The organism is Bacteroides sp. AM16-24 (assembly GCF_003471885.1).
Classification (GTDB): Bacteria; Bacteroidota; Bacteroidia; order Bacteroidales; family Bacteroidaceae; genus Bacteroides.
The window spans coordinates 43,810-65,157 of sequence record NZ_QRKI01000016.1; the positions used below are offsets into that span (position 1 = coordinate 43,810).

General features: G+C 44.4%; 15 protein-coding genes. 8 read left to right on the forward strand and 7 right to left on the reverse strand.

The window, feature by feature from the left end; all coding sequences use genetic code 11:
- Positions 1-2: 2 nt before the first annotated feature.
- On the forward strand, positions 3-1,268 hold the full coding sequence (fabF, locus tag DW182_RS17005) for a beta-ketoacyl-ACP synthase II (protein WP_007661518.1): 1,266 nt from the start codon (positions 3-5) through the stop codon (positions 1,266-1,268).
- A 6-nt stretch (positions 1,269-1,274) separates the two neighbouring features.
- Positions 1,275-2,150 (forward strand): ribonuclease III, encoded by an 876-nt coding sequence (rnc, locus tag DW182_RS17010; RefSeq protein ID WP_044534109.1) that lies wholly within the window; start codon positions 1,275-1,277, stop codon positions 2,148-2,150.
- 15 nt (positions 2,151-2,165) lie between these two features.
- Here rnc and DW182_RS17015 read toward each other — a convergent pair whose 3' ends face one another.
- The gene (locus tag DW182_RS17015; protein ID WP_007661514.1) at positions 2,166-3,176 is read right to left on the reverse strand and encodes an ATP-dependent 6-phosphofructokinase; all 1,011 of its coding nucleotides are present in this window, start codon (positions 3,174-3,176) and stop codon (positions 2,166-2,168) included.
- Positions 3,177-3,368: 192 nt separating this feature from the next.
- Here DW182_RS17015 and DW182_RS17020 point away from each other — a divergent pair, with 192 nt between their 5' ends.
- Positions 3,369-4,880 carry a GH3 auxin-responsive promoter family protein gene (locus tag DW182_RS17020; RefSeq protein WP_007661512.1) on the forward strand — a complete coding sequence of 504 codons (1,512 nt, stop codon included), beginning with the start codon at positions 3,369-3,371 and terminating at the stop codon, positions 4,878-4,880.
- A 105-nt stretch (positions 4,881-4,985) separates the two neighbouring features.
- On the opposite strand, the gene DW182_RS17025 is transcribed toward DW182_RS17020, so the two are convergent.
- Both DW182_RS17025 and mnmA read right to left on the reverse strand, forming a co-directional pair.
- A complete protein-coding gene (locus DW182_RS17025) occupies positions 4,986-5,867 on the reverse strand; it encodes a DUF3078 domain-containing protein (RefSeq protein ID WP_007661510.1) in 882 nt (293 codons plus the stop codon).
- A gap of 96 nt (positions 5,868-5,963) precedes the next feature.
- Entirely contained in the window at positions 5,964-7,016 is a 1,053-nt protein-coding gene (mnmA, locus tag DW182_RS17030) for a tRNA 2-thiouridine(34) synthase MnmA (protein WP_115502379.1), read from the reverse strand.
- Between the two features lie 175 nt (positions 7,017-7,191).
- Between mnmA and cysS the strand changes: the two genes are divergently transcribed.
- The gene (cysS, locus tag DW182_RS17035) at positions 7,192-8,667 is read left to right on the forward strand and encodes a cysteine--tRNA ligase (protein WP_118296276.1); all 1,476 of its coding nucleotides are present in this window, start codon (positions 7,192-7,194) and stop codon (positions 8,665-8,667) included.
- A gap of 81 nt (positions 8,668-8,748) precedes the next feature.
- On the opposite strand, the gene DW182_RS17040 is transcribed toward cysS, so the two are convergent.
- Both DW182_RS17040 and DW182_RS17045 read right to left on the reverse strand, forming a co-directional pair.
- Positions 8,749-10,296, reverse strand: a complete 1,548-nt coding sequence (locus tag DW182_RS17040) for a sulfatase (RefSeq protein WP_370449827.1) — start codon at positions 10,294-10,296, stop codon at positions 8,749-8,751.
- Positions 10,293-11,492 (reverse strand): glycoside hydrolase family 88 protein, encoded by a 1,200-nt coding sequence (locus DW182_RS17045; RefSeq protein ID WP_007661503.1) that lies wholly within the window; start codon positions 11,490-11,492, stop codon positions 10,293-10,295. The genes DW182_RS17040 and DW182_RS17045 overlap by 4 nt, the downstream gene beginning before the upstream one ends.
- A gap of 155 nt (positions 11,493-11,647) precedes the next feature.
- On the opposite strand from DW182_RS17045, the gene DW182_RS17050 reads away from it, so the two are divergent.
- Positions 11,648-12,052, forward strand: coding sequence for a PaaI family thioesterase (locus DW182_RS17050; RefSeq protein ID WP_118296277.1), 405 nt, complete (start codon positions 11,648-11,650; stop codon positions 12,050-12,052).
- Between the two features lie 73 nt (positions 12,053-12,125).
- Here DW182_RS17050 and DW182_RS17055 read toward each other — a convergent pair whose 3' ends face one another.
- The gene (locus tag DW182_RS17055; protein WP_118296278.1) at positions 12,126-13,004 is read right to left on the reverse strand and encodes a DUF3108 domain-containing protein; all 879 of its coding nucleotides are present in this window, start codon (positions 13,002-13,004) and stop codon (positions 12,126-12,128) included.
- Complete coding sequence (locus tag DW182_RS17060; RefSeq protein ID WP_118296279.1) at positions 12,949-14,871, reverse strand: Ig-like domain-containing domain; 1,923 nt, start codon at positions 14,869-14,871, stop codon at positions 12,949-12,951. The genes DW182_RS17055 and DW182_RS17060 overlap by 56 nt, the downstream gene beginning before the upstream one ends.
- Before the next feature lie 578 nt (positions 14,872-15,449).
- Between DW182_RS17060 and DW182_RS17065 the strand changes: the two genes are divergently transcribed.
- The 3 genes from DW182_RS17065 to DW182_RS17075 are packed head-to-tail and all read left to right on the forward strand — an operon-like array spanning position 15,450 to position 21,332.
- Positions 15,450-16,622, forward strand: coding sequence for an efflux RND transporter periplasmic adaptor subunit (locus DW182_RS17065; protein ID WP_007661493.1), 1,173 nt, complete (start codon positions 15,450-15,452; stop codon positions 16,620-16,622).
- 51 nt (positions 16,623-16,673) lie between these two features.
- The gene (locus tag DW182_RS17070; protein WP_115502375.1) at positions 16,674-19,886 is read left to right on the forward strand and encodes an efflux RND transporter permease subunit; all 3,213 of its coding nucleotides are present in this window, start codon (positions 16,674-16,676) and stop codon (positions 19,884-19,886) included.
- 57 nt (positions 19,887-19,943) lie between these two features.
- Positions 19,944-21,332, forward strand: coding sequence for a TolC family protein (locus DW182_RS17075; RefSeq protein ID WP_007661489.1), 1,389 nt, complete (start codon positions 19,944-19,946; stop codon positions 21,330-21,332).
- Positions 21,333-21,348 lie beyond the last annotated feature (16 nt).

A 21,348-nucleotide genomic window follows, 5' to 3' on the forward strand; every position in this document is an offset into this window, starting at 1 on the left:
ATATGGAATTAAAAAGAGTTGTAGTAACAGGTCTTGGCGCCATTACTCCCATTGGCAACAGCGTTCCCGAATTTTGGGAGAACCTTGTGAATGGGGTTAGTGGAGCTGGACCTATTACTCATTTCGATGCTTCCCTTTTCAAGACTCAATTTGCCTGCGAAGTGAAGAACTTCGATGCAACCAACTATATCGACCGCAAAGAAGCCCGCAAAATGGACTTGTATACACAATATGCCATTGCTGTAGCTAAAGAAGCGGTTAATGATTCTGGTCTTGACGTCGAAAATGAGGACTTAAACAGAATCGGTGTCATCTTTGGCGCCGGTATCGGTGGAATCCGTACATTCGAAGAAGAGGTAGGTAATTATGCCTTGACCGGTAAAGAAAACGGTCCTAAGTTCAATCCGTTCTTCATCCCCAAGATGATTTCGGATATTGCTGCAGGGCAGATTTCTATTATGTACGGTTTTCACGGGCCCAACTACGCAACTTGCTCTGCATGCGCTACTTCCACAAATGCTATCGCTGATGCCTTCAACCTGATTCGTTTAGGCAAGGCCAATGTTATTGTAAGTGGTGGTTCGGAAGCTGCAATCACCGTTGGCGGTGTAGGCGGTTTCAATGCCATGCATGCATTATCAACCCGCAATGAATCTCCCACAACAGCATCCCGTCCGTTCAGCGCAAGTCGCGACGGTTTCGTGATGGGTGAAGGTGGTGGCTGTCTGGTTCTTGAAGAACTGGAACATGCCAAAGCACGTGGTGCTAAGATTTATGCAGAAGTTGCCGGTGTAGGAATGTCTGCCGACGCTCACCATCTGACCGCTTCACATCCGGAAGGACTAGGAGCCAAGTTAGTGATGAGAAACGCGTTGGAAGATGCCGAAATGAAACCCGAAGAAGTAGATTATATCAATGTTCACGGTACTTCTACTCCTGTAGGTGATATATCGGAAGCTAAAGCTATTAAAGAGGTATTTGGTCAACATGCATTTGACTTGAACATCAGTTCAACAAAATCCATGACCGGTCACTTGCTGGGTGCCGCCGGTGCGGTAGAAGCCATCGCAAGTATTCTTGCGATCAAGAATGGCATTGTACCTCCGACTATCAACCACGAAGAGGGTGATAACGACGAAAACATCGACTATGACCTGAACCTTACGTTCAACAAGGCTCAAAAGCGCGAAGTGAACGTAGCTCTGTCCAATACATTTGGATTTGGTGGTCATAACGCATGTGTTATTTTCAAAAAATACGCAGAATAATCAGTCGTGTTACGTAATCAAATAGACAAGATAAGGCTCCTATTCCGTAAGGACAAAGAGTCTTATCTTTGTTTTTATAAGATACTGGGATTCTATCCCCGCAACATCCAGCTATATCAGCAGGCATTGCTGCACAAATCTACCTCCATCCGTTCGGAGAAAGGCCGCCCTTTAAATAATGAGCGACTGGAGTTCCTGGGTGACGCCATTCTTGACGCCATCGTGGGAGATATTGTCTACAAGCATTTTGAAGGCCGCCGCGAGGGCTTCCTCACAAATACACGTTCCAAAATCGTACAACGGGAGACACTCAATAAACTGGCGGTAGAAATCGGTTTGGACAAACTGGTAAAATACTCCACCCGTTCTTCCTCGCACAACAGCTATATGTACGGAAATGCTTTCGAAGCATTTATCGGCGCTATCTACTTGGACCAGGGGTACAAACGCTGTAAGCGGTTCATGGAAGAAAAGATATTCAAGAATTACATCGACCTTGATAAGATGTCACGCAAAGAGGTGAATTTTAAATCGAAGCTGATTGAATGGAGCCAAAAGAGCAAAGTTGAAGTTTCATTTGAACTTATCGAACAATTCCTTGACGAAGACTACAATCCTATGTTCCACACCGAAATACGCATCGAAGGCATACCAGCAGGAAAAGGAACAGGATATTCTAAAAAAGAGTCCCAACAAAATGCTGCGCAGGCTGCTTTAAAGAAAATAAAGAATGATGCCGCCTTCAAAGAACAGATTGAGGCAACTAAAGCGCAAAACCATCAGCAGGAAAATACGGAAGAAGCTGAAGAAATTATTGAGAGTGCCCTGATTGAAGAGAATCAGGAAGTTACTTCAGTAACCGAACACGAGGTGAGCGAATAATCATTCGCCCGTATTTCAACCAAAGCAGATTCCCATCCGTCGCCCTTGAACCACAAGGTCGTTATCTTCCGTTACCAACTTCAGCTTTCCGGCTATCTCATCCAGAGGTGCAGAAGAAATTTCATCCCCTTTCAATGTAATCATTCTACCGAATTGCTCTGTAGCTATTAGTTCTGTGGCATGTCCGCCCATGCGGGTAGACAGATTCCGGTCGAAAGGCGTAGGTGAACCTCCACGTTGAATATAACCAAGCACCGTTTCACGGGTTTCTATACCCGTCTCGTACTCTATCTCCTGAGCAATGTACTCGGCAGCACGTTTTCGTCCATCCGTCTGTATACCTTCGGCAACCACTACAATGGAATAAGGTTTCCCTTTCTTTAAACGGTTCAGGATCGTCTCTCCTATATTATGGATATTATAAGGGATTTCGGGTATCAGGATCACATCTCCACCACCTGCCATACCGGAATAAAGTGCAATCCAGCCAGCCTTATGTCCCATCACTTCAATCACCATCACCCGTTTGTGCGAACTGGCGGTAGAGTGCAACCGATCGATGGCATCCGTAGCAATGCTCACAGCAGAATCAAATCCGAAAGAGAAATCGGTTCCCCAAATATCATTATCAATCGTCTTGGGTACGGAAACAATATTCAGTCCCATGGCAGCCAGTTTCGCAGCAGTTTTCTGCGTACCATTACCACCGATACAGACCACGCAATCCAGCCCTAATTCTTTCACGTTCTGTTCAATAAGTGCCGGTTTATTCACATCGGACATCACACCATTCTTCTTGAAAGGCTTTTCACGGGAAGTGCCCAGCATCGTCCCGCCCTGATTCAATAAACCGGACAAAGATTTATCGGTAAACGACTCCACATCTTTAGTCAGCAATCCTTGAAAGCCGCTATGAATACCTATTACTTCCATTCCATAATGATTGATTGCAGTCTTGCATACTCCACGAATGGTGGCATTAATGCCGGGACAATCGCCTCCCGAAGTCAAAATTCCGATTCTCATAACTACCTTTTTTAGGGAACAAGTTGAAGGGTATCAGGTACAGGTAAACTTGTCTTTTTGTCTTGCTAACTGGTCAACTTGTTAACTTGTCAACTGAATACGTCCGTAAAGATAGAAAAAAAAGAGAAAAAAGATAGAGAAGCCAATAAATAAGATTATTTTTGCGCTACAAAATAGTTTTAGCTAAGAGAGATGAATATCACAACATTGCTGAATAAGGTGTATTTTACCCCTCGCCTGAAAAAAATCGATTTATATGCCAACCGTGCAGAAGAGCTGCAACACCAAGTGTTGAACCGTCTGGTGCGCATGGCCGAGAATACAGAATGGGGAAAGAAATATGATTATAAAAGCATTCATACTTATGAAGACTTTAGAAACAGACTGCCCATACAGACTTACGAAGAGGTAAAGCCGTATGTGGAACGCCTGCGTGCAGGAGAACAAAACCTGCTCTGGTCATCAGAGATACGCTGGTTTGCCAAATCTTCGGGTACCACAAACGATAAAAGCAAATTCCTGCCCGTCAGCAAAGAGTCCCTGAACGATACACACTACCAAGGTGGCAAAGATGCAGTTACTCTTTATCTGGCACAGAACCCCGACAGCCGTTTCTTCTCCGGACAAGGTCTCATTTTAGGTGGAAGCCATAGCCCCAACCTCAATTCCAGACATGGGCTCGTGGGCGACCTTTCTGCTATTCTGATTCAAAATATACATCCATTAGTAAACTGTGTTCGCGTTCCAAGCAAGAAGATCGCTCTCATGAGCGACTTTGAAAAGAAAATAGAAGCCATTGCCAACAGTGCTGTTTCGAAGAATGTAACCAGCCTCTCCGGCGTTCCTTCGTGGATGTTGGTACTCATCAAGCGTATTCTTGAAAAGACCGGCAAAGAATCTCTGGAGGAAATATGGCCCAATCTGGAAGTCTTCTTCCATGGGGGCGTTGCCTTTACACCTTACCGCGAACAATATAAAGAAGTAATCCGCTCGTCCAAGATGCATTACGTGGAAACGTACAATGCTTCTGAAGGATATTTCGGGACACAGAACGATCCGAATGATCCGGCTATGCTGCTGATGATTGACTATGGTATTTTCTACGAATTTATTCCATTGGAAGATGTGGGAAAAGAGAATCCCCGCATCTATTGTCTGGAGGAAGTCGAAGTAGACAAGAATTATGCACTGGTCATCTCTACATCTGCAGGATTGTGGCGCTATATGATTGGAGATACTGTAAAATTCACACAGAAAGACCCATATAAGTTCGTCATTACCGGACGTACCAAGCATTTCATCAATGCCTTCGGCGAAGAATTGATTGTGGATAACGCAGAAAGAGGGTTAGCTAAAGCTTGTGAAGCGACCGGAGCATTGATTTCCGATTATTCGGCTGCTCCTGTATTTATGGATGCTAAAGCCAAATGCCGCCATCAATGGTTGATCGAGTTTGCTCAGATGCCGGATAGCGTGGAGAACTTTGCCAAGATACTGGATGATACATTGAAAGAAGTCAACTCCGATTACGAAGCTAAACGCCAAAAGAACATTGCCCTGCAACCCCTGGAAGTTATTATTGCCCGTAAAGACTTGTTCCATGATTGGTTGGCACAAAAAGGAAAGTTGGGCGGACAACATAAAGTACCGCGCCTCAGCAATACAAGAGTATATATTGAAGAGATGTTAGAACTGAACAAATAAAATTATAAAGTAATACTATAGTAGGAAAGGCCATACTAACTTTAATCAGTATGGCCTTTCCTATTTATTATTTCAGCAGGAAAAACAGACAATCGTCCCAGGCAATCAGAAATTATAAGCCAATCCAACACCCAGTATCTCTTTGAATTGTACCTTTGGACCTCTTTCAACGCCCTCATCAGTAAAGGTTTTCACATCATTGTCATACTTCAAAGTCATATTCAGAGTTGCCGAAAGCACTTTATTAATCTTCATGCTGATAAGTACATCCCAGTTTACATCTACATTGCCAAAGTCTTTATTATAAGGAGTAAAGAAGTCAGCCGTAGTAATCAGGTTCACATTCTCCATGACTGGTAATTCTGCACGGGCTTTCAGGAAAGCACCCGCTTCAATCTTAAAGTGATCACCCGGATCAACTCCAAAGGAACCTAAATCAGAGAGATAATCATCGCACACAAAGGTCATCTTGGTAGAAGCCGGTGAAAGGAAAATAGAATAGTTACTTTTCGGTCTATATTCCATACCTAAAGCAACATTGGAATAAGCGGGAGCGAAGAAATTGGAGATATAGTGACTCTTGTCCGGATAATTATAACCTTTGGCAAACTGAGTATTCAGGTCAGCCATAAGCGTATAGTACCAAACTTTGGTAGCTGCATATCCCAACTGGGTAGATAATCCAATCTTATCGGTACTCTTTCTCATCCCCTGAGATTTGGTCTTCGACAAACCATAATCCAGCACCAAGTTCGTTACCCACAGCCAGTCTCCGTTCTTATGCGTCAGCGAACCATTCAGGTAAGCATTCCCGGCCACAGAGTTTTCACCACCAGCTGACCAGTTTGTCATAGCAGTTTGGGACATGTTCACACCCGTCACACCTTTCAGTACCCATGCTCCTTCTTTGTATCCTTTATCGTCCGTTTGGGCAGAGACGATCATTGCCAAGGTGGCAAATAGCATCATCAAATATATACGTTTCATACTGTTATTCGTTTTAATTGTTTCGTAAAAAATAGACGTCTTTCTATTTCAAACAGAGTAAACTATTTTTTTGTTCAAGAACAAATAAAAGAATGATTATATAATAATGCCTCCTCCCAACAGTAGGCCATCCTCATCATAAAAAGCGGCAGCCTGACCGGAAGCTATAGACTCCAACAGTTCGTGAAGTTGTACATGGAGAAGATTCTCCGCTGTAATGCCGACTGTACAATAATTGGCTTGTTTACGATAGCGAATCTTGACGATAACATTTGGGGAGTTTAGTAAGCGGGAAGTATCCACAATGTTCCAATCCTTCAGCAACATTTCTTTTTTATAAAGGGAAGCAAGGGGAGCAAGTATTACCTCATTCGATGCTTTATGTATCTCTTTCACGAAGACAGCCCGGTTCATATAAATACCCAACCCTCGACGCTGACCAATTGTGTAGAAAGGATATCCTTCATGCCAGCCTAAAAAAGTACCGCTTTCATCGAGAAATCTGCCTTTCCCCGGCAAAAGCTCCTGCGGAACTTCACGTTGTAGAAAAGAGCGGTAATCCATTGGGCAAAAGCAAACGCCGAGACTATCCTTCTTTGTTGCCGCTCGTTCAAAGCCTCGTCCGGCAGCATAGGTACGGACTTCATCTTTAGTCCAATCCCCCATCGGAAGGATCATACGTTCCAGAATATCTTGTTTAAGCCCCCAAAGAAAGAAAGTCTGATCCTTGTCCCGATCGGCAGCAGGAGCTATAAAATAATGGTTATCTTGAAAGACCTTGCGAACATAGTGTCCGGTTGAAATCCAATAAATACCCATTTCATCGGCTATCTTTGCCAGTAACGGCCATTTCAGTTCATTATTACAAAGCGTACAAGGAACAGGAGTACGGGCAGAAAGATATTCACCTATAAAGTAACGGATTATACGTTCACGGAATAATTCGCGGGCATCATAAATGATATGCGGGATATTCAGGCGGGAAGCAAGAGTACGAGCATCATCCAGAGACTCCTCAAAGCCTTCCGAATCATAGAAACGAAACGTCACACCAGTAACTTCATAACCGGCTTCCTGCAATAACATGGCGGCAACGGAACTGTCCGTACCTCCACTCATACCCAATAATACACGTTTCTTTGATTTCATGGGTGCAAAAATAACAAAGGAAAAAGAAAATCACTACATTTGTGATCTTTAAAAAGATAACAACGCCAATGAGCTACTACATCTGTGATGATATCAAGAAAAAGAATGAAAGAACTTATTATCTTATGAAATTGTTGTAACTTTGTGCTTTAAAAAAAACTAAAAATCAAACGTTATGGAACATCAACTGACAATTTACAACACCTTAGATAGGAAAAAGGAGCTATTCGTGCCATTGCACGCTCCACATGTAGGTATGTATGTCTGCGGTCCTACCGTTTACGGTGACGCGCATTTGGGACATGCACGTCCTGCCATTACTTTCGATTTGCTTTTCCGCTACCTTACCCATCTGGGATATAAGGTACGCTATGTACGCAACATCACCGATGTAGGCCATCTGGAACATGATGCTGACGACGGAGAAGACAAAATAGCCAAGAAAGCACGACTGGAGCAACTGGAGCCAATGGAAGTAGCGCAATACTATATCAACCGCTACCATAAGGCTATGGAAGCGTTAAACGTACTTTCTCCCAGCATTGAGCCACATGCTTCAGGACATATCATCGAGCAAATAGAATTGGTGAAAGAAATCCTGAAGAACGGATATGCATACGTCAGTGAGGGTTCCGTTTACTTCGACGTAGAGAAATATAACAAGGATTATCATTACGGAAAGCTTTCCGGTCGCAACCTAGATGATGTACTGAACACCACCCGCGAACTGGACGGACAAGCTGAGAAGCATAACCCCGCCGACTTTGCCTTATGGAAATGCGCCCAACCGGAGCATATCATGCGGTGGCCTTCTCCATGGAGCGACGGTTTCCCGGGATGGCATGCCGAATGTACAGCCATGGGTAAGAAATACCTCGGTGAGCATTTCGACATTCACGGCGGTGGTATGGACTTGATTTTCCCCCATCATGAATGTGAGATTGCACAATCAGTAGCATCACAGGGTAATGATATGGTACACTACTGGATGCACAACAATATGATTACTATCAACGGACAGAAGATGGGTAAGTCATATGGCAACTTCATCAATCTGGATGAGTTCTTCAACGGCACACACAAATTGCTGACACAGGCTTATAGTCCGATGACCATCCGCTTCTTCATTCTGCAAGCTCACTACCGCAGTACGGTAGACTTCAGCAACGAAGCTCTGCAAGCTGCAGAAAAGGGATTGGGCCGAATGATGGATGCCGTAAACGGGCTGGAAAAAATCACCCCGTCTGCTACATCCAGCGTAGATGTGAAAGCAGTGCGTGAAAAGTGTTATGAAGCCATGAATGATGACCTGAATACTCCGATAGTCATTGCTCACCTTTTCGATGGAGCCAGAATGATTAACAATATCATTGCAGGTAATGATACCATTACTGCCGAAGATTTGAAAGACCTGAAAGAAACATTCCATCTCTTCTGTTTCGACATTCTGGGATTGAAGGAAGAAAACGATTCCAATGAAGAACGTGAAGTTGCTTTCGGAAAAGTAGTAGACATATTGCTGGAACAGCGCATGATGGCGAAAGCCAATAAGGACTGGGCTACCTCTGACAAGATTCGTAATGAACTTACAGCCCTCGGCTTTGAAATTAAAGACGGTAAAGAAGGTTCTGAGTGGAAACTGAATAAGTAAATTCCACTGTCCTATAAAAAAAGCTGCCTCCCTCTGATTCTGTAAAATCGAGGGAGGCAGTTCCATTTAAAAAAGAGAGTTTTAGTAAGGTATCATGTCGGAAAGAATACGTTCCTTATACCAGGGATCGTCTATTGCTTTCAATTCCTTGCCCATTTCACGGCAAAGCTCTGCAACGATCTCTTTATTTTCTTCCAATGGAAGATTATTCATCTGGTAAGGATCTTTTTCATCATCAAACAGCAGGCTCTTCTGCAACTTACGATCTTTCTTATCGATATAGAAAGCCAAAGTATAACGTGCTGTCTTATATCCTCTTGAAGAAGGGAAGTAAGTTTGTACTTTACCGTCCGCATCTTTATCTCCATCCAAATTCTGGATATATAAAGCACCACCGGGGCGTTCAATTTCGGCCTTTTCATCGAAGAAAAGTGGTGCCCAGTTGCGTCCTTGCACATTGGCTGGAATGGAATCACCCAAACCACACAACCCCAGGATAGTCGGCATGATATCCGGTGCAGACATCAGAAGATTATCTACACGCGGCTGTACATGACCGGGATAACGTACCAGGAACGGTATGTTCATAGATTCGGAATAAGGAGAGTTCTTCGGATCATCCGTAAACTGGCTACACATGGTTTCACCATGATCGGAAGCAAAGATTACAATCGTATTCTTATCCAGTCCCTGCTCTTTCAGCGTTTCCAATATTTGACCAAAGGCACGGTCTACACCGGTAACGGAAGCAAAGTAATAGCGAACGCTCTCTGCCTTCTCACGTTTCTTGTCTGCATTGGGGCGGATCAGAAGACTATCCAAAGGTTGATCTTTGTACAGGTTGAAATCTTCTTCCATGCAATCGTCCAATGAACGGTACGGGCTGTGGGGTGGATTCATACCTACCATTATAAAGAATGGTTTCTTCGGATCGCGCACATTCCCCTCGTTCTTCAGATAAGAAACTACCACCTTGGACTCGTGCAGCGGTGACCATTCTTTCGGATCGTGACGATTTCCATCCGTATCCCAGTAACGGGGATTCTTATGTTCATCGAAAGTACCATAAGAATACCAGTAATTGAAACCATGGCGCCGTTCTTTCGGTGTATAAGCATCCCAAGCCGGAATACGGTCTTCTACGTAATGACCAGGACGTTGCGGATCGTTTGGAGTAGGAAAATCAGCATGTAACTTACCAAAGTAAGCACAGTCGTACCCAGACTTATTGAACACATCGCTTATGCAATCCACATCAGTACGCAAGGAACTGATAGGACGGTTTGAATTACAATTTAAAGGAATCCCACTCTTATTGGGATACATACCCGTCAGCAACATACCACGGTGAGGACTACTCAACGGACAGTTACTCTGGGCGGAACTTAACACCAACGCTTCACGGGCAAAGCCATTCAGGTTAGGTGTATGCACCGGGTCATTGCGGAAATTTACCTTGTCGCGGAACCCGTCTTGTCCCCAAAACTCCATTGCCTGATTGCGGTACTGGTCGGGGAAGACATAAATAACATTTGGAAGTTGCGCCTGCTCTTCTTGCTGGGTTTTGCAGCCTTGCAAGGCAAACAGGCCCAAACCTCCCAAAAACAAACTAAACCGATTGATTATCATTTTTCCAAGTCTCTTTTACGCATGATTCCTTCCAGGAAATAATAGTCTGCATAGTTCAATGGAACATCAATTTCAGCACCATGAGGAATACTACCTACAGAGTGCATCAGGATGAAATTGCCATTAGTACCCACTTCAGCACGATAAGCCGGAGAACCAAGGCTTTCCATAATTTTATCTGCGGTTTCCTTATAGTTCTTGCCGGGAATGTACGTACTCAGTTCATACAAAGCAGATGCCGTACAAGCCGCCGCAGAAGCGTCACGCGGTTCATTCGGAATATTCGGAGCATCGAAATCCCAATAAGGAACAAGATCTTCCGGCAAGTTCGGATTATTAAAGATAAAGTTATAAATCTTCTCAGCCATATCCAGATACTTCTGATCGTGAGTATAGCGGTAACACATGGTATATCCGTAGATGGCCCAAGCTTGTCCGCGCGCCCAAGCTGACTCATCAGCATAGCCTTGTGCAGTTTGTCTCTTACGCACCTCACCGGTTACAGGATCATAATCCACTACATGGTAGCAACTATTATCGTCACGGAAGTGATTCTTCATGGTTGTATCAGCATGTTTCACGGCAATGTTATAGTAAGTAGAATCCCCTGAAAGTTTGGAAGCTTCAAATAATAGTTCCAGATTCATCATATTATCTATGATAACCGGACATTTCCAACCACGCTGTGCCTGCCAACCTTTATCTGCATCCCAGGATTGAAGTACTCCTGCTGCCGGACGGAAACGAGTGGAAAGGGATTTTGCAGTCTGGATTATTACAGGCTTATATTCCTCTTTATTAGCAAAACGGTATCCGTTCAAGTAACTGCTACCAATCATAAAGCCTACATCATGATGCCAGGTCAGGTATTGTACAGAGTCTAATGCTTCAGTATACTTTTCGGCCAATGGCAACCATTTTTTGTCACCTGTCAGTTCATAGGTATACCAAATATTACCGGGAAAGAAACCGGAACACCAGTCATCAATGGGTACATACACAATGCTACCGTCTTTGTTAATGGTTCTTGGATTCAGAATTTTTCCTGATTTCTCAATAATGTCGGTCTGGATGGTCTCCTGTGCCACCGCATTATCAATATTCTCTTGGATAAAGTTGCTTTCGGCCTGCTTCTGACCTGTGCAACCCGCCAGAACAAGGAGAGATACTCCCAATGTCGTGAGGATTGTTTTCATAATAATGATTTGTTTATTAAAGTTTCGTATTCTTTCGTCAGCAAATGTAGCGCAGGTTTACAGAAAAGACCCTCCTAAATTATACAGGAAAAGGGTAAAATTGTTACATTTGCGCATAAATCATACAGATTGAACTTTTTAAACCTATCAAAAACATGACTCCACAAGAATTCTTCAAAAAAGATCTCTTTGCAGAACAAACCGGTGTAGAATTGCTGGAAGTGCGCAAAGGATATAGTAAAGCATGCCTTGTTATCACAGAAAATCACCTCAATGCAGGACATCGTACACAAGGAGGCGCTATTTTTACCCTTGCCGACCTGGCACTGGCTGCCGCAGCCAATTCGCATGGTTCATTAGCGTTCTCCCTTTCTTCCAATATCACCTTTTTGCGTGCCAGTGGTCCGGGCGACACGTTGTATGCCGAAGCACGCGAACGCTACATCGGACGTACTACCGGATATTATCAGATAGACATCACCAACCAAGATGGGAAACTGATTGCTACGTTTGAGTCCAGCGTATTCCGAAAAGGCGATCCGCTACCGTTCAGCATATAGAGCTACGGGCTACAAGCTACAAGTGCTGCGCTATGTTCCGAAAGGCACCTGTAGCTCGTAACTCGTAGCTGTCTCACTTCTTCCTTACAGCCGAAGTCATCGGATAGCGGTTCCCCTGTACACTCTTAAAGAATGCCTTTGCCGAACCGAAGTTAAGATACATATCCAGACGGATGGGAAGATGATTCTTATCATCTGAGATAAAGAAAGTAATCACCTCTTTCTCTTTTCCCTTCTTATATTCCACAAAAGAGAATACAAGGCAACGGTAAATCGTATCATTATTGGCCTTCACCTCCTCTTTTCCACGATAAATCAATGTTTGTTCTTCTACCTTGCGCCCAGTAGCCATAGGGAACTGAATTCGGTCGCCTATTTTATAATCTGCCGGATCGTAAGAACGCGCCTGTGCCAGGATACTCAACATATCGAAGATACAACGGCTGTCACTGTATTCCATCTCTTGCGGATCGCGAACCGGATTGTGCCAGATACGCCTCTGCTTCACATTAGATACACCATCCTTATAAGAGAACCACGCCTCATCCACTGTATAGCGGTCTCCCTCTTCGGCCGCCTTACGGAAATAAAGCGGTTCCAGTTTCTCACTGACATAGCATGTCAGCGTATCACGCATCTTAAAAAAGAAGTCCGTCTTTTTGCTACCCACCGAAAGCAGATTGAAACGGTAAGCAGGTTTCGACTGATAAGTCGTGGAGAAGGTTGTCAGACTTGCCAGCCCTACCTTCTTCCAGATAAACTTCCAGTTAAAATATAAATCATACATCACATGCTCACCGGATTGGAATGCGGTGTTTTCTGCCGTACATTGTGCTTTGGCAGGTGTAGCAATAGCAAGTAACAGAGCCCCCAACAGGCAGAATACCCATCCGCGTTTACCGGCGATTGCCGGAGCTGCGGTTATTCTGATTTTTCTTTTTCTTGTCTTCATCTGGTTTTTGTTTTTTGAGTTCTCCCGGTTTCTGTTGATCCAGCGGCCTATCATGTATATTCCAACTCTGTGTCAAGTCAAAATTAGCTTTCAATTCTAACACCTGATAGTAATAATACACTTCTTCCGGTTGCCGTTTATCTTCATATTTTCCGGTGTCCCATACACCGTTTCCATTCCTGTCATTAATGAGGCGTGCACTATATTTACCTGGATTCAGGAAGTAAAAATCCGCCCTGCCATTGACGACTGGCACCGTACGCACTACCTTGTCCTGTGCATCCAGCAAATCAACAAATGCCAGTGAGTCCGCACCGCTCACATCAAAGAATATCTGTCCATATTCTTCAGGCTTCTTCACCTTGAATTCTTTCTTTACCTTATCGGTGAAAAGGCCGTATATTCCTTGGAAAGCCGTAGAATCCACCTCAAAGGTATAACTTTCACCGGGTTCCCAATCCGCATATACATTGTAACGCATCAAATTCAATGAGTCCGGAATAAAGTCGAAAGGAACATCACGCCACAAGCTGTCTATCTTCTGTTTCAGATGAACTGTGCTATCAGCAACACTTGCCAGCGGTTCAGTGAACGTAAGGGAAATATAATCATAAATATCCATCGTACCCGGCGCATATACATCGACAGGTAAGAATACCGTCGGCTCTACATACTCCTTGCCTTCTTTTTCAGCTTTCTTTTTGGCCTTTTCAAGCTCTTTCTCTTTCTTCTCGCGTTCTTTCTCCAGTTCCTTTTCCGATTTAGGTCTAAGTTTCGACACAAGTTTCAGTGTATCCGTACGGGGAACCAACTGATTTAGTGTATCTGTATAGAGATACGTAAGACTCATCTTCAAAGTATCCATCTTATAAATCAGAGAATCTCTTATCCAGTATTGGAGTGTATCAATGCGGCCGGTAGGCTTCTCCACGATAAAAGCATCGGTTTCATCGAAATTCAGTCCCTTCAATAATGGTAAGCTATCTGCCGGAGCCGAGAAATAAAAGGAGAACTTCCGGGGTTCGGGTCGCTCACTCTTAATAAGACGTTGCGATAAAGCAAGTTCCTTGAAACAGCGCAATATGACATCATCCGGAGAATAGTGGGTATACATCTTCTCCATAATCGTATCTATCGTCAAAGAGTCTTTCCAGAGTGTATCAAAACGCATCCGCTGATCCATAGAAGGAATAATCAGGGAGTCTTCGAAAGCAATCACCTCGGTGGGCTGACTATAATAGAAGTTCTGGTCGGCATCCTGCAATCCATAGATACGGTATTCACCCGGAGCGACACCTCGAATCGTAAAACGTCCGCGGCTATCGGTGCGACCTACACGTTCGAAAGGCAACGTTGTAAAGGCCGAATCCGCCAGATTGGAATGCATACCTACCAGCATACCTTTCACCGGTTCCAGATTGAATGCATTCAATACGGTACCGGATACCGCCATCGAATCGATTACAGAACCGGTAGAGAAAGTAAATCCGAAATCAGGTAACGGATTACCTTCATTATTGTCCTGAACAGCATCCGAAAAGTCTATCGAGTAAGTAGTATTCGGTTTGAGAGTATCCTTCAAAGTAATCACAATTTTCTTTCCATTGGATTTTATCTCCGGCTGCTGCACCTGTGGAGGAGAAATCACAATCTTCTCACCCGGTTTATCAAGCTTGATGAATTCATCGAATTCAATCGTTATCTTTTTCCGGCTATTATTGAGTGCACCCGGCAAAGGCGTACTACCCACAAAGCGGGGAGGAGTTTCATCAATAGCACCACCCTCCGGACGACCGATGCTGGCGCAGGAATAAAGCACAGCAGCAACGATGACAACGCCTGCCAAACGATTGAAAAGAGATTTCATATTTGAATATCTGTTACGTAACATGCTGCAAAAATAAAGGTTATCCCTTAATAAGCAGTATGCTTTACAGTATTTTAATCAAAAAAGAGCAAGAAGGTATTAAATTATAAGGCTTTTGCCGGAAAAGGATGCAAAAGATGTCGCATCGACACATTGGAGCTGATACGTTAAGTAAGCCCGGATGAGGGTATAAATGAGACATGTTCTTTACGGGAGTCAATATATCATCAATGCCATTGATGATAGGCATCAATGGCATTGATGGTGGGCATCATCGGCATTGATGATTATCTCAGTACGAAATTCATCCTGCTTCAGCTACGGACTCAGCCTATTTCAGTCCTACTCTTAACTCTGCTCCATCCCTCCCCTTTATATAATATATGTATAAAACATAGTTAAAAATAGCCAGTAATAGAACCAACCTGTTCAAAAATAGATAATTTTGCAGCCGGAAAACCCGAAGAGTGCTTCTAGTTTTCCCCTTTGCCCTCCGTATTATCCAACTATGACAAAACATAAAAAGCCTTTTTACCAAGATAAAAAAATAAACCAAAAGACAGAGAATAATTACAAGTATGAAGAGTAGATTGATTTTATTGGCATGTTGCCTGTCACTGTTCAGTTGCGGACAAAGTGACAAAACTGCGGGTAAAGCACCCGAATTTGCAGTGATTACAGTGGAAACAACCACTGCCAACTTGACGAACAGCTATCCAGCTACGATCAGAGGTAAACAAGATGTAGAAATCCGCCCCATGGTAAGCGGTTTCATCACCAAGTTACATGTAGACGAAGGTGCAGTAGTACGTAAAGGGCAAGTGTTGTTCAGCATTGACCCTGTACAGTATCAAGCAGCCGTAAACTCAGCCAAAGCTGCTGTTGAAACAGCCAAAGCAGCCGTAAACACGCAAGAACTTACCGTAAACAACAAGCGTGAGCTGAACAAAAAGAACATCATCAGCAACTACGATTTGCAGATGGCGGAGAATCAACTGGCACAAACAAAAGCACAATTGGCACAAGCTGAAGCACAATTAGTAAACGCCAAGAACAATCTGTCGTATACCAGTGTAACCAGCCCCAGCGATGGCGTAGTGGGTAGTATCCCCTACCGTGTAGGTAGTTTGGTCAGCCCTTCCGTTGCCAGCCCACTGACTACCGTAGCCGATATCTCTGAGATGTACGCCTACTTCTCCATGACCGAAAGACAATTGCTGTCGCAAATCCGTGAAGGTGGTAGTATCAAGGAAATTCTGGAAAGAATGCCCGATGTACAGCTACAGCTTATCGATGGAACCATGTATGCCGACAGCGGACGTGTAGAAACCATCAGCGGCGTTATCGATCAGACTACCGGTTCGGTAACTATGCGTGCCCTCTTCCCCAACAAACACAATGTGTTGCGTAGCGGAAGTACCGGTAATGTGGTATTCCCCAACCCGATGACAAATGTTATTATGATACCTCAATCAGCTACTACAGAAATACAGGACAAGAAATTCGTATTCGTAGTGCAGCCCGACAACACTCTGAAGAACACGGAAATCCAGGTGTTCAAGCTGAATGATGGTAAGTACTACTACGTAACCGAAGGTTTGAAAGCCGGTGATAAAGTAGTAATGGAAGGTGTGCAAAACCTGAGAGACGGGGCATCTATCACTCCTATCACTCCTGCTGAAAAAGAAGCTGAATATCAGAAAGCACTGAAAGACCAGAAAGAAGGTAATATCCAAACTGCGTTTAATTAAGAGTTGACGTTTCTGAAACCGAGTCAACTTGCCAACTAAAATAAAAGAGACATGAAATTAGATAGATTTATTAATCGTCCGGTACTATCTACGGTAATCTCCGTGCTGATAGTGATCCTGGGTCTTATTGGTCTGGCAACCCTGCCTATCACCCAATACCCGGACATTGCACCGCCAACCGTATCAGTGCGCGCCACCTACACGGGTGCCAATGCCCAAACGGTGTTGAACTCCGTTATTGCACCGCTGGAAGACCAGATCAACGGTGTGGAAAACATGATGTACATGACTTCCAATGCCACCAACAGTGGCTCTGCCGATATTTCCGTTTACTTCAAGCAGGGAACTGACCCGGATATGGCTGCCGTAAACGTACAGAACCGTGTATCCATGGCGCAAGGTCTGCTACCTGCCGAAGTAACCAAGGTAGGTGTAACAACACAAAAGAGACAGACTTCCATGTTGATGGTATTCTCTATTTATGATGAGACGGACCAATACAACATCGAGTTCCTGGAAAACTATGCCAACATCAACCTTATCCCTGAAGTAAAACGTGTTGCCGGTGTAGGTGACGCAATGGTGTTGGGTACTGACTACTCCATGCGTATCTGGCTGAAGCCCGACGTAATGGCTCAGTATAAGCTGATTCCCAATGACGTAGCAGCAGTTTTGGCTGAGCAGAATATCGAGGCTGCCCCCGGACAGTTCGGTGAACGTGGTAATCAGACATTCCAATATACAATACGTTATAAAGGACGTCTGCAGCAACCGGAAGAATTTGAGAACATCGTTATCAAAGCGATGGAAAACGGAGAAGTACTTCGCTTGAAAGATATTGCAGAAATCGAGCTGGGACGTCTGACCTATAGCTTCAATAATACCGTAAACGGTCATAAGGCCGTCAGTTGTATCGTGTTCCAGATGGCAGGAAGTAATGCAACACAAACCATCAGTGACTTGGAAGCATTATTGAATGACTACTCCGAAAAACTGCCTTCAGGTTTACAAATCAATATCGCACAGAGTGCCAACGACTTCTTGTTCGCCTCTATCCATGAGGTTATCAAGACTTTAATCGAGGCCTTTATTCTTGTGTTCATCGTGGTATACATCTTCTTACAAGATTTCCGTTCCACATTGATCCCCGCTATTGCTATTCCGGTAGCATTGATTGCGACATTCTTCGTACTGAAGCTGATTGGCTTTAGTATCAACTTGCTGACCCTTTCGGCCATGGTGCTCGCCATCGCGATAGTCGTCGACGATGCGATAGTCGTCGTCGAGGGTGTCCATGCGAAGTTAGACCAAGGGTATAAATCTGCCCGTACCGCTTCCATCGACGCCATGAGTGAATTGGGTGGTGCCATCGTTTCTATTACGTTAGTCATGATGTCTGTATTTATCCCTGTAAGTTTCATGGGTGGTACGGCAGGTACATTCTACCGACAGTTCGGTCTGACGATGGCTATCGCCATCGGTTTCTCCGCATTGAACGCATTGACATTGAGTCCGGCATTGTGTGCTATCTTCCTGAAACCGCATGATGAACATGGTGAAAAGAAATCGACATTTATCAGCCGCTTCCACACAGGCTTCAATGTGGCTTACGACAAGATGTTGAAAAAATACAAGAATAATGTATTGTTCTTCATCCAGAAGAGATGGTTGAGTTTCGGTCTTGTAGCAGGTTCTATCGTATTGCTGATTTTCTTTATGAAAATTACCCCGACGGGCATGGTGCCTAATGAAGATACGGGTACCATCATGGGTGTAGTAACACTGCCTCCGGGTACTTCACAGGAACGCGCACAAGAAGTGTTGTACCGTGTGGACAGCCTGGTAGCAGCCGAACCTGCCGTTGCATCCCGCACGGTAATCTCCGGTTATAGCTTCATCGGCGGACAAGGGCCTTCTTACGGTTCTATCATCATCAAGCTGAAGAACTGGGAAGAACGTTCCACAATGCAGAACTCTAACATTGTTTACATCACGCTCTTTATGCGTGCACAAAAGATTATCAAAGAAGCACAGGTACTGTTCTTTGCTCCTCCTATGATCCCAGGTTACTCCGCATCCAGCGATATCGAGTTGAACATGCAGGATAAGACTGGTGGTGACCTGAACCACTTCTTCGACGTAGTAAAAGATTACAATGCCGCATTGGAAGCACGTCCGGAAATCAACTCCGCAAAGACGAGCTTCAACCCGAACTTTCCGCAATATATGTTGGATATTGACGCTGCTGCCTGTAAGAAAGCGGGTATCAGCCCAAGCGACATCCTCAGCACTATGCAGGGATACTTCGGCGGTCTGTACGCTTCTAACTTCAACAGTTTCGGTAAGATGTACCGCGTAATGGTTCAGGCAGAGCCCGAAGCAACCAAGAATCTGGAATCATTGTCCAGCATCAAGGTTCGTAACGGCAATGAGATGGCTCCGATTACTCAGTTCGTTTCCATCAAGAAGGTATACGGACCTGATATCATCAGCCGTTTCAACCTGTATACCTCTATGAAAGTAATGGTTGCTCCTGCTTCCGGATATACTTCCGGTCAGGCACTGGCCGCTATCGCTGAGGTTGCCAAAGAGAACCTGCCTGCCGGTTTCGCTTACGAATTGGGAGGTATGGCACGTGAAGAGGCTGAAACCAGCGGAAGCACCACGGGATTGATCTTCGTTCTCTGCTTCGTATTCGTTTACCTGTTGCTGAGTGCACAGTATGAAAGTTACATCCTGCCGCTTGCCGTACTGTTGTCTATTCCGTTCGGTCTGTTAGGTAGCTTCCTGTTCGTCAACGGTATGAGTGCCATCGGTAATATCTCCATTCTAAAGATGATAATGGGATCCATGTCCAATGACATTTATATGCAGATTGCATTGATCATGTTGATGGGTCTGTTGGCGAAGAATGCCATCTTGATTATTGAGTTTGCTCTCGACCGTCGTAAGATGGGTATGAGTATAACGTGGGCAGCCGTACTGGGTGCCGCAGCCCGTCTACGTCCTATCCTGATGACATCATTGGCTATGATTGTCGGTTTGATTCCGTTGATGCTGGCATCCGGCGCAGGTGCTAATGGTAACCGTACGCTGGGTACTTCTGCCATCGGTGGTATGTTAATTGGTATGATCCTTCAGATCTTTATCGTACCAGCCCTGTTCGTTGCATTCCAATACCTGCAGGAGAAGATTAAACCGATGGAATGGACAGATGTGGATAACTCTGACGCAGAACCTGAAATTGAGCAATACACGAAGTAAATTAAGAATGAAGAATGGAGAACTTCGTTCATCATTCTTCATTAATATAGAAAGATTATGAAGAAACAGATTATAACTTTGATGTGTGCAACTGCTCTTCTGAGCAGCTGCCACATCTACAAATCATACGACAGACCCGAAGATATTACGGCTGCCGGACTGTATCGTGATACAACATCTGTGAACGATACACTGGTTGCGGATACAGCAAACTTCGGTAATCTGCCTTGGAGGGAAGTATTCACTGACCCTCAGTTGCAAGCGCTCATCGAACAAGCACTTGCTAATAACCCCGATCTGCGCAGTGCCGCTTTGAATGTGAAGAAAGCAGAAGCTGCCCTTATGTCCGCACGTCTGGCTTATGCTCCCACGCTGGCATTGTCTCCGCAGGGAACTGTCAGCAGTTGGGATAAGGGAAAAGCTACACAGACCTATTCACTTCCTGTTACAGCAAGCTGGCAGATTGACCTGTTCGGCCAGATACTGAACCCGAAACGTGGTGCACAAGTATCTCTGAAACAGACACAGTTCTATGAACAAGCTGTTCAAACTCAGGTGATCGCCAATGTAGCCAATATGTACTACACATTGTTGATGCTCGACCGCCAGTTGCAAATTACAGAATCCACAGCCGATATCTTGAAAAAGAATGTGGAAACCGTAGAAGCGATGAAGGATGCGGGTATATATAATACGACTTCTGCCGGAGTAGAACAAACCCGTGCAGCTTACGCACAAGTATTGGCATCTCTGCCCAGCATGCGTCAAAGTATCCGCGAAACAGAAAATGCTCTTTGCCTGATGCTGAATCAACCAGCACAGGAAATAGAACGTGGGGTGTTGGAAAGCCAGCAATTACCGACAGAATTCTCAGCTGGTATTCCTTTGCAACTATTGTCTAACCGTCCCGATGTAAAAGCTGCCGAGATGTCTCTTGCTGCAAGTTATTACAATACTAACAGCGCACGTGCAGCTTTCTATCCGCAAATTACATTGAGTGGTTCGGCAGGATGGACTAACAGTGCAGGATCTGCAATTGTGAATCCGGGCAAATTATTGGCTTCAGCTATAGGATCGTTGACACAACCGTTGTTCTATCGCGGTGCTAATATCGCCCGTCTGAAACAGGCCAAAGCACAAGAAGAACAATCCAAAATCCAGTTCCAGACCACTTTGCTGAAAGCTGGAAATGAAGTGAGCAATGCTTTGTATCAATACCAAATGACCTCCGAAAAAGCCATTTCTCGCGAGATTCAAGTAAATTCTGCCCGTAAAGCTGCGGAAGATACAAAAGAATTGTTTAACTTAGGCACGTCAACGTATCTGGAAGTTCTGTCTGCTGAGCAATCTTACCTCAGTGCACAAATCTCCGAGGTATCCGACACTTTCGATCGCATGCAAGCCGTTATCAGTCTGTATCAGGCGCTCGGAGGAGGCAGAAAGTAATAACTAAAAACTAATT

Excerpts from the sequence above, each read along its gene's own strand:
- DW182_RS17075 (WP_007661489.1), top strand. The coding sequence starts at position 19,944 with ATGAAGAAACAGATTATAACTTTGATGTGTGCAACTGCTCTTCTGAGC.
- fabF (WP_007661518.1), top strand. The coding sequence starts at position 3 with ATGGAATTAAAAAGAGTTGTAGTAACAGGTCTTGGCGCCATTACTCCC.
- DW182_RS17040 (WP_370449827.1), bottom strand. The coding sequence starts at position 10,296 with ATGATAATCAATCGGTTTAGTTTGTTTTTGGGAGGTTTGGGCCTGTTT.
- DW182_RS17025 (WP_007661510.1), bottom strand. The coding sequence starts at position 5,867 with ATGAAACGTATATATTTGATGATGCTATTTGCCACCTTGGCAATGATC.
- DW182_RS17020 (WP_007661512.1), top strand. The coding sequence starts at position 3,369 with ATGAATATCACAACATTGCTGAATAAGGTGTATTTTACCCCTCGCCTG.
- DW182_RS17060 (WP_118296279.1), bottom strand. The coding sequence starts at position 14,871 with ATGAAATCTCTTTTCAATCGTTTGGCAGGCGTTGTCATCGTTGCTGCT.
- mnmA (WP_115502379.1), bottom strand. The coding sequence starts at position 7,016 with ATGAAATCAAAGAAACGTGTATTATTGGGTATGAGTGGAGGTACGGAC.
- cysS (WP_118296276.1), top strand. The coding sequence starts at position 7,192 with ATGGAACATCAACTGACAATTTACAACACCTTAGATAGGAAAAAGGAG.
- DW182_RS17070 (WP_115502375.1), top strand. The coding sequence starts at position 16,674 with ATGAAATTAGATAGATTTATTAATCGTCCGGTACTATCTACGGTAATC.
- DW182_RS17065 (WP_007661493.1), top strand. The coding sequence starts at position 15,450 with ATGAAGAGTAGATTGATTTTATTGGCATGTTGCCTGTCACTGTTCAGT.
- DW182_RS17050 (WP_118296277.1), top strand. The coding sequence starts at position 11,648 with ATGACTCCACAAGAATTCTTCAAAAAAGATCTCTTTGCAGAACAAACC.
- DW182_RS17045 (WP_007661503.1), bottom strand. The coding sequence starts at position 11,492 with ATGAAAACAATCCTCACGACATTGGGAGTATCTCTCCTTGTTCTGGCG.
- DW182_RS17055 (WP_118296278.1), bottom strand. The coding sequence starts at position 13,004 with ATGAAGACAAGAAAAAGAAAAATCAGAATAACCGCAGCTCCGGCAATC.
- DW182_RS17015 (WP_007661514.1), bottom strand. The coding sequence starts at position 3,176 with ATGAGAATCGGAATTTTGACTTCGGGAGGCGATTGTCCCGGCATTAAT.